Origin of the sequence: Mycobacterium sp., assembly GCF_049585075.1 — a bacterium.
In the GTDB taxonomy this organism is placed as follows: domain Bacteria; phylum Actinomycetota; class Actinomycetes; order Mycobacteriales; family Mycobacteriaceae; genus Mycobacterium.
In genome coordinates this window covers 1-8,468 of the sequence record NZ_JBAUZA010000048.1, presented here as the reverse complement: position 1 = coordinate 8,468, position 8,468 = coordinate 1, and the positions used below count along the sequence as shown (strand labels likewise).

At 65.8% G+C, this 8,468-nt stretch carries 9 protein-coding genes; 4 read left to right on the top strand and 5 right to left on the bottom strand.

Annotation, left to right across the window (positions count from 1 at the left end; translation table 11 throughout):
- The first annotated feature begins 54 nt into the window (after window positions 1-54).
- A complete protein-coding gene (locus tag WB785_RS02335) occupies window positions 55-2,214 on the top strand; it encodes an AAA family ATPase (protein ID WP_424077085.1) in 2,160 nt (719 codons plus the stop codon).
- A gap of 11 nt (window positions 2,215-2,225) precedes the next feature.
- On the opposite strand, the gene WB785_RS02330 is transcribed toward WB785_RS02335, so the two are convergent.
- Window positions 2,226-2,819 carry a TetR/AcrR family transcriptional regulator gene (locus WB785_RS02330; RefSeq protein WP_424077084.1) on the bottom strand — a complete coding sequence of 198 codons (594 nt, stop codon included), beginning with the start codon at window positions 2,817-2,819 and terminating at the stop codon, window positions 2,226-2,228.
- Window positions 2,820-2,840: 21 nt separating this feature from the next.
- Between WB785_RS02330 and WB785_RS02325 the strand changes: the two genes are divergently transcribed.
- Window positions 2,841-3,644: a hypothetical protein gene (locus WB785_RS02325; RefSeq protein ID WP_424077083.1), complete on the top strand. Its 804-nt coding sequence runs from the start codon at window positions 2,841-2,843 to the stop codon at window positions 3,642-3,644.
- Here the strand turns inward: WB785_RS02325 and WB785_RS02320 are convergent.
- Window positions 3,631-4,236 (bottom strand): TetR/AcrR family transcriptional regulator, encoded by a 606-nt coding sequence (locus tag WB785_RS02320; RefSeq protein WP_424077082.1) that lies wholly within the window; start codon window positions 4,234-4,236, stop codon window positions 3,631-3,633. The two genes, WB785_RS02325 and WB785_RS02320, sit on opposite strands and share 14 nt — an antisense overlap.
- Window positions 4,237-4,433: 197 nt before the next feature.
- Here WB785_RS02320 and WB785_RS02315 point away from each other — a divergent pair, with 197 nt between their 5' ends.
- On the top strand, window positions 4,434-5,177 hold the full coding sequence (locus WB785_RS02315) for a maleylpyruvate isomerase family mycothiol-dependent enzyme (RefSeq protein WP_424077081.1): 744 nt from the start codon (window positions 4,434-4,436) through the stop codon (window positions 5,175-5,177).
- Window positions 5,178-5,258: 81 nt separating this feature from the next.
- On the top strand, window positions 5,259-6,164 hold the full coding sequence (locus WB785_RS02310) for an SAM-dependent methyltransferase (protein WP_424077080.1): 906 nt from the start codon (window positions 5,259-5,261) through the stop codon (window positions 6,162-6,164).
- On the opposite strand, the gene WB785_RS02305 is transcribed toward WB785_RS02310, so the two are convergent.
- From WB785_RS02305 to sodC, 3 genes are all read right to left on the bottom strand, one after another.
- Window positions 6,149-6,796 (bottom strand): LON peptidase substrate-binding domain-containing protein, encoded by a 648-nt coding sequence (locus tag WB785_RS02305; RefSeq protein WP_424077079.1) that lies wholly within the window; start codon window positions 6,794-6,796, stop codon window positions 6,149-6,151. The two genes, WB785_RS02310 and WB785_RS02305, sit on opposite strands and share 16 nt — an antisense overlap.
- Window positions 6,796-7,947 carry a glutamate--cysteine ligase gene (locus WB785_RS02300; protein WP_424077086.1) on the bottom strand — a complete coding sequence of 384 codons (1,152 nt, stop codon included), beginning with the start codon at window positions 7,945-7,947 and terminating at the stop codon, window positions 6,796-6,798. The genes WB785_RS02305 and WB785_RS02300 overlap by 1 nt, the downstream gene beginning before the upstream one ends.
- Window positions 7,928-8,468: superoxide dismutase[Cu-Zn] (sodC, locus tag WB785_RS02295; protein WP_424077078.1), on the bottom strand; the 541-nt coding region annotated here is incomplete at its 5' end. The genes sodC and WB785_RS02300, both read right to left, overlap by 20 nt.

Below are 8,468 nucleotides of genomic sequence, written 5' to 3'. Positions count from 1 at the left end.
ACCTAACCGCCGGTCGATGGCGCGGTTGGGCTTGCGCAGGCCAACCGGCCGGCCATGACGTCCCCGCAGCTCACGCTGACGGCTCGGCTGAACACCGCAGCCGTCGACTCCCGCCGCGGTGTTGTCCGGCTGCATCCTAATGCCATTGCCGCCCTTGGGATTCGGGAGTGGGACGCGGTATCGCTGACTGGATCGCGGACCACGACGGCGGTGGCGGGCATGACCAGCTCGCAAACCCCGGTCGGCACCGTTTTGCTGGACGACGTGACGCTGTCCAACGCCGGCCTGAGCGAGGACGCCGCCGTCATCGTCAGCGCTGCAACGGTGTACGGCGCGCGCTCGGTCACACTGAGCGGCTCGGCGATGACCAGCCGATCGGTTCCCCCTCCCACCCTGCGGCGGGCTCTCCTCGGCAAAGTGCTGACCGTCGGCGACGCGGTCTCGCTGCTGCCACGCGACCTGGGTCCGGGCACGTCGACGTCTGCTGCAGCGAGCGCGTTGGCGTCGGCAGTCGGCATCAGCTGGACCTCGGAGCTGCTGACCGTCACCGGTGCCGATCCCACCGGGCCGGTGAGCGTGCAGCCAAACTCGTTGGTGACGTGGGGAACCGGTGTGCCGGATGCGGCACCGCCGTTAGAACGGGCCGCCGCAACGACGTCATCGGTCACGGTCACCGTCAACGACCTGAAGGGCGTCAGCGTGCAGGCCGCGAAATTGACCGAGTGGCTCAAGCTCGCGCTCGACGAGCCGCACCTCCTGCAAACCCTTGGCGCCGGAACGAATTTGGGCGTTCTGGTGTCCGGTCCGGCGGGTGTCGGCAAGACCACGCTGGTGCGCGCGGTCTGCGCCGGCCGGCGGCTGGTAGAGCTCGACGGCCCGGAGGTCGGGGCGTTGGCCGCCGATGACCGGCTCAAGCGGGTGACCTCGGCGGCCGCGGATGTCAGCGACGGCGGCGGAGTCCTGCTGATCGCCGACATCGACGCGCTGCTGCCTGCCACCGCCGAGCCGGTGGCGACACTGATCCTGGCGGAGCTGCGTAAGGCGGTCGCGGCCACTCACGTCGCGGTGATCGTCACGTCGTCGGTGCCGGAGAACCTCGACCCCAGGCTGCGCGCCCCAGACCTGTGTGACCGCGAGCTGGTGCTGAGTCTGCCCGACGCGGCGACTCGTACTGCGCTGCTGCAGGGGCTACTCAAGCCGGTGCCCACCGTAGACATCGACTTCAACGAGATCGCCGATCGCACACCGGGTTTCGTAGTCGCCGATCTGGCAGCGCTGATCCGAGAGGCCGCATTGCGCGCGGCAGCCAGGGCCAGCTCCGACGGCACTCCGCCGAAGCTGACCCAGGACGATCTGCTCGGCGCGCTTACCGTGATCAGGCCGCTGTCACGCTCAGCCGCAGTCGAAGTCACACTCGGCTCGATCACGCTCGATGATGTCGGCGACATGGCCGCCACCAAGCAGGCATTGACCGAAGCGGTACTGTGGCCGCTGCAGCATCCCGACACTTTTGCCCGGCTCGGTGTTCAGCCGCCGCGCGGGGTGCTGCTGTACGGACCGCCAGGCTGCGGCAAAACGTTTGTGGTGCGCGCACTGGCCAGCACCGGACGGCTTTCGGTGCATGCCGTCAAAGGCTCTGAGCTGATGGACAAATGGGTCGGCTCCTCCGAGAAGGCGGTGCGCGAACTGTTCGGCCGGGCCCGCGATTCCGCTCCGTCGCTGGTATTTCTCGACGAGGTCGACGCGCTGACACCGCGGCGTGGCCAGAGCTTCGACTCCGGGGTCACCGATCGGGTGGTCGCCGCGCTGCTCACCGAGCTCGACGGCATCGAGCCGCTGCGCGACGTCGTGGTGGTCGGCGCCACCAACCGGCCCGACCTGATCGACCCGGGCTTGCTGCGCCCCGGCCGGCTGGAGAAGCTGGTGTTCGTCGAACCGCCTGACGCGCAAGCCCGTCTGGATATCTTGCGCACCGCGGGCAAGTCGGTTCCGTTGCGCGACGTTGACATGGCCGCGCTGGCGGCCGATCTGGACGGCTACAGCGCCGCCGATTGCGTGGCACTGCTGCGTGAGGCTGCACTTACCGCCATGCGACGCTCGGTCGACGCTGCCGAGATCACCGCCGCCGACGTCACTGCCGCGCGCGAAACCGTCCGGCCCTCATTGGATCCCGCGCAGCTGACCGCGCTGCGCGCGTTCGCCACGCAACGCTGATCCACCCTGCTTCAGCTTGGCTGGAAATCAGTCAACAATGCGCGGGCCGCCGCGGCGACGTCGTCCTCCAACCAGGCGGGCATCGGGTCGTCGTGAGCGTGCCGGCGCACAACGGCGTAGGGCAGGTCGGCGATCGCTCTGGCAACGGCGTCGACGCATCGCCTATCGCTGCTGCCATATAGCTCCTGCGCGAACGTTCGGAGCCGTTGCAGCAGCGGCGCATTCCGCTCGGCGAGCGCGTCTTCGAACGCCGCATCCGGCTCGCCGTCAAGCAAGTCGCTGGGCCGGACCATCAACAACAGCCGGGCATCCTCGGGAAATTCGCGTGCAAATCCGATCGCAGCGACGGCCATGGTGACGGCCGTCGCGAGGGCGGTATCGCTGTCGGCGGCCATCGCCCTGGCCTGAAAGCGCTCCAGCGCCCGCAGCCACGCCGCGGTCAAGATGCCATTGCGGTTGCCGAACCGGTGATACAGCGTGCCGGCCGGCGCACCGCTGGCGTTGGCAATCGCTGCCACGCTCGCCGAGCGCGGTCCGCCGTCGAGCACCAGTGCTCGGGCGGCGTCGAGGATCACATCGCTTTCGTGCTTCCGCGGAGGTGCCACGATATAGTACAGTCCTTCTATATGGAACGATTATCCTATATTGACGAGCATGCCATAACCATCGAGGCGAATCGGGCAGAAACGTGGGCGGCGCTGCTGCGTGTCATCTGCCGCGACCCGCACGACCCGTCAACCGTGCCGACCGGTTTCGTCCTGGACGAAGCGCGACCACCGGCGCGGTTCGCACTGAAAGGCCGCCACCCGTTCGCGATCTACCGGTGGGTGTTCGAATTGGATGCGCAAGCACCGCAGCGCACCCGGGTGCGCGCTGCGACGTGGGCGGCCTTTCCTGGTCTGCACGGCAGGCTCTATCGCGCGCTCGTCATCGGCACCGGCGGGCACCGTGTTGTCGTGCGAGCGACACTCAAACGCATTGCGGCAGAGGCGACTAGTGACTACGTGGACTCGTTCGCAGTCCCAATCTCTGATGGCGACATGCGCACTGCCGAACAGGCATTCCGCGATGGCTTGGGACGCGAACCGGGCATCGGAGGCAACGCGGTGTTGTGGATCCACAGCCACCTCCTGCGATTTCGACTAGGCCCGTATGCGTCGCCTGAGCACGCAATCGGCTGGACGATCATCCGGTCAGACCACGATGAGATCGTGCTGCAAGCGGACGGGCCGCTGATGCGCGGCCAACTGACGCTGCGACGCGAGGATGGCTCGCGGGCCGTTTTGACCACGCGCGTGCGTTATCACCGCAAAATCGCCGCACGTGCCGTCTGGCTCGTCATCGGCCCGCTGCACCGACTCCTGGCACCGCAGCTGATGCAGCGAAGCGCCCGTCGCGGCGGCATTCCCGCGGACGTCACTCGGCACTGAGTGCGTGTATCAGTCGGTTCATGACGACGCCGGCATCTTGACGGGCGTGCTCGTGATCCTCTGCTAGTGCTACATATAGCGTCGCTTCACGCATCGCGCCGAGGATGGTGAGGACGGTCGCTTCGATCGGCTGCGGCGGAATGCGTCCGGTCTCGACGGCATCGGTCAGCAACGCACGCACCAGCCCGGCGTTGTAGCGGTTCCCGATCTCGGTCCACCGCGTCCAGCCCAGCACGGCCGGAGCATCGACCAGCACGATGCGCTGCACCTCCGGATCGGAGCAGGCGTCTAACCAAAACCCCGCACCCAACCGCATGACCTCGACCGGATCGCTCAGGTTCGACGCGGCGATCGCCTCGCCCATCCTGGCGGCCACTTCCCCTTCGACTTGTTCGAAAACCGCCGCAAACAGTTCGGTCTTGTCGGCGAAGTGGTGATACAGGGCGCCGCGGGTCACACCCGCGACACGCACGATCGTCTCCAGCGGCACCTCGGCGAAACCCTGTGCGGCGAATAGCGGACGGGCCGCCGAGATCAGTGCATCGCGTGTTTCCGCGGCGCGCTCGGCCTGCGTGCGGCGGGGTGCATTCATCGACCATTGCCTTTCATACATACTGTATGTATGTTCATACAGACGGTATGTATCTGCTTCGTACCGTAGCTCAGGAGTTCCGACCGTCCTATTCAATCGGAAGGAAAGCGGCGATGCCGACGAGCCTCCAACGCAGCAAGGTCCACGAAGAGTACGTCGCCGGCGGTGAGCCAGGCGTCGTAGTGAGGAGAAATGACATGAGCAACGCACTGAAGGCAATTGAGGCCGACCGCGAGGTGCTGCTGGCGCTCTGCCAAGAGGTGGACGACGCTGTGTGGGCGAAGGACAGCGGGTGCCCCGGCTGGACGATGCAAGACGTCGTATCCCATATGGCGTGCAGCTTCTGGCTAGCCGTGGACATGTCGAACTTGCCCGACTCAGCCGGGCTGCCCGCTGAACGAGCCGCTGACTTGTATGTCGAGTCGCGCCGCTCCATGACTCCCGCCGAGGTTGTGGCCGACTACGAGTCGGTCAGCGCGAAGGGGCTGGAATTGCTGGCCGCCGTGCAGGGCCAGGATGTTGACGTGCCGCTCGGCGATGTCGGGACCTACCCGGCATCTGTCGTACCGGCCGCGTTCGCCTTCGAGCATTACGTCCATATCCGGTGCGATCTGTTCGCCCCAGCCGGACCGCTCAGCGGAGAACCGCCCGCGTCCGACGACTTGCGGCTGGCGCCCACACTCGACTGGATCGAGGCAGCGCTACCCCAACAGAACAGCGAGCTTCTCGACGGTATGGACAAGGCCGTCGAGATACGCCTGACCGGTGCCGGTGAGCGCACCCTGCGGATCGGCGGTGGCGACGTGTCCGCCCAGATCACCTGCGATTCACCAGCATTCGTACGCTGGGTCACCCAGCGAGGCAGCTGGGACACCCTGGGCGTCGACGCCCAAGGCGACCCATCCGCGCTCGAGGTCATGCGCCGGCTCAACGTGTTCTAAGGAACATCGGGGCCACGCGTCGACGTACACCATGCCACCTTGTGTTAAGCGCGTGCTCTGAAACTTCATTAGCCTGGTTTCGTGGCACGGACTCACGACGACAGCTGGGACATCACCGAGAGCGTCGGTGCGACCGCGCTCGGTGTAGCCATGGCGCGGGCCGCCGAATCCGATTGCGACTGCCCGCTGTTCACCGACCCGTATGCGCAGCTTTTCATCGATACTGCACGCGAACACGGCTGGGAGCCAACAGCTTCGATGAACGCACGCGTGCGGATCGTCGGAGGCTATGCCGCGGCACGCACCAAGTGGTTCGACGAGTTCTTCATCGCCGCCGGCGCCAACGGCATCGATCAGGCAGTGATTCTGGCTGCCGGCCTGGATGCCCGCGCGTGGCGGCTGCCCTGGGTCGACGGCAGCGTCGTCTATGAGATCGACCAATCCCAGGTGCTGGCCTTCAAAACCGAGGTGCTCGCGAAGCACGGCGCAGAGCCTTCCGCCACGTATCGGGCGGTGCCGATAGACCTGAGAGCGGACTGGCCGACGGCGTTGCGCGAGGCGGGTTTTGATCCCTCGACACCCACAGCGTGGTCCGCCGAAGGGCTGTTGCCGTACTTGCCAGCGGCCGGCCAGGATCTGCTGTTCGAACGCGTCACGGAACTCAGCTCCGACGGCAGCCGGATTGCGGTCGAGGCGGTGAACCCGAGCACCTTCAACGAGGAGTATCTGGAGCATCGCCGCGAACACCTACGCCGCGTCCTCGAAGAGGCCGGGCAGAGCAGTGAGGCGGACGTGCCGGACACCGCCGATCTGTGGTTCATCGAGGAGCGCACCGACCTCACCCCATGGCTGACCGAGCGCGGCTGGTCAGTCAGCGCGATCGAGGCGTTGAAGCTAATGGAACGCTACGACCGGATACCCGAAGGCGAGCTCGCCGACCTCGCCCCGCGCAGCGTGTTCATCGAAGCGCGTTACTCAGATAGCTGAAATTCGACTACAGCGGCAACGGAATCCACCGCGTCGCTCAGCGCGGCAAGCCGTTCGGCGGCCGACGGGGCGGCCAGCACCGAGTAGCGGTCGGCCGCACCGATCGGAATACGCGACGCCAGGGTGTACAGCCGCGTGCCGGGATCGGCAGTGTCAGTGTCGGTACCCAGAATCACGGCCCGCTCAGGCAACGAAAAGTTGCGGGCCGCCGCGATCCGCTCGAACAACATCATCACCCGGTATTCGAGCTCGTCCAGTTGGGCTGCGGTCACCGGTTCGCCGGGCTCGTCCGGCCATGCCTGCACCATGGCCTTGGGGTAAGGATCGTCGGGCAGCCACTCGGACACCCGGATCCGTTCGCCCGTCCGGCAACGCAACACGAAGCGGCCCGTGTCAGCCAGATCCACGCATTCGGTAATCCTGGCCACCGTCCCGACGTCGCAGCGCACATCGCCGCCGCCGACCTCGCGGCCGTGCGAGATCAGCACAACACCGAAACGAGGGTCTTCGTCGCTCATGCAATCCCGTACCAGCGCGGCATAGCGCGGTTCGAAGATTTGCATCGGAAGATCCTCGTCGGGCAAAAGCGCCGACTGGAGTGGAAACATCGCCATCGGAACGGCTGTCATCATCAGATATCCAGCTCACCGACCAGCGCGTCGACAACGGCGCGCAGGTCCCCCTCGTGTTCCTCGGCGACCCGCCGCTGCCGCTGATACGACGCGCCAACCCGCCAGATATCGGCCACCGAGGCCAGCTCGTCGGAGCAGTGCAGCGACGTCGCGACCGGTTCGAGGCGGTCAAGTAGGTCGGCCATGTCCTCAGTGACCAGCCGTTCATTGCTTTCGGCGTCGAGAATGATCACCGCATCCAGCCCGTAGCGGGCGGCGCGCCACTTGTTCTCCTGAACGTGCCAGGGCGGCATGCTCGGCAGTGTCTCACCGGCATCGAGCCGACGGTCCAAATCGACTATCAGACAATGTGTCAACGCCACCAACGCGCCGAGCTCACGCAGGTTGGACACACCGTCGCAGATTCGCACCTCGAGTGTGCCAAGGTGCGGCGACGGCCTTATGTCCCAACGGATCTCGTCCATGTGATCGATAATGCCGGTCTTCTTCTGGTCGTAAACGAAACCTTCGAACTCCGACCATCGTTGGAAGTGAAAAGGCAACCCGGCGGTGGGCAACTGCTGGAACATCATCGCCCGATTGCTTGCGTAACCGGTGTCCTCCCCGACCCACCACGGCGACGAGGCCGACAGCGCCAGCAGATGCGGGTAGTACTGAAGCAGAGAAGTCATGATCGGCATTACTTTGGCGGCCGAGGAGATTCCGACGTGGACGTGCACGCCCCAGATCAGCATCTGCCGGCCCCACCACTGGGTGCGCTTGATCAGTTCGGCGTAGCGCGGCGCGTCGGTGAGCTTCTGGGTGGACCACCGCGCGAACGGGTGAGTGCCGGCGCAAAACAGCTCCATGCCGCGGTCCCGGACGATCTGGCGGGCGGGCTTGAGTGTGCTGCGCAGATCCTCCATCGCTTGTGCCGTGTTGTCACAGACGCCGCTGACTACCTCGACCGTGTTGCGTAGCAATTCCTTATGAACACAAGGGTTTTCGCCGATCTCGGCGATCACCGAAGTAGCTTCGTTGCTCAGGTCGCGGGTCTGCGCATCGACCAGCGCGAACTCCCATTCCACGCCGATGGTCGGCCGGGGTGAGCCGGCAAAGTCGATATGGGCACGTGCCCCGCGGGTCGCCCCGCTAGCCGGCACCAATGACACCGCACGCCACCCGCTTGCCGGCGTCACCGGTGGACATCGTGGTCTGGTCGGGGCCCGGCGATCCATTGGCCTGGTTGTAGCGATCCGACGGGATGTTGCCGAAGTTGTCGGCTCCGGCGTGAATGACGATCGCAGTCCCCGCGCCGGCAAGCAGCTCGTCTTTGGTGAACGCATCGGTCGTCGTCACCAACAATGCCGCGCCGTCTTTACGCACCTGTATCGAAGTCAGGTCGCCGCTTTCGGGATCGCCGACGTGACCCGGCGCCTGGAAATGTCCACCGGCCGAGAGGAAGTCGCCCGGCGCTCCGCCGGTGGGGGGAGCCGAGTTGGCCTCACACTTGCCTACCGAGTGGATGTGTACGCCGTGGAATCCGGGAGTCAGCTCGCCCTGCCCGGTGGTCTCAATGGTGATTGTCGCGTAGCCATTGGCGAATTCGAATTTTGCCGTCGCCACCTTGCTGCCGTCCGGCGCAATCAGGTGGGTGGTGAGACTCTCCGGTACCGCCGGCCCACCCTTTTGT

Coding starts and splice junctions, on each gene's coding strand:
- WB785_RS02335 (WP_424077085.1), top strand. CDS start 55: ATGACGTCCCCGCAGCTCACGCTGACGGCTCGGCTGAACACCGCAGCC.
- WB785_RS02325 (WP_424077083.1), top strand. CDS start 2,841: ATGGAACGATTATCCTATATTGACGAGCATGCCATAACCATCGAGGCG.
- WB785_RS02320 (WP_424077082.1), bottom strand. CDS start 4,236: ATGAATGCACCCCGCCGCACGCAGGCCGAGCGCGCCGCGGAAACACGC.
- WB785_RS02315 (WP_424077081.1), top strand. CDS start 4,434: ATGAGCAACGCACTGAAGGCAATTGAGGCCGACCGCGAGGTGCTGCTG.
- WB785_RS02305 (WP_424077079.1), bottom strand. CDS start 6,796: ATGATGACAGCCGTTCCGATGGCGATGTTTCCACTCCAGTCGGCGCTT.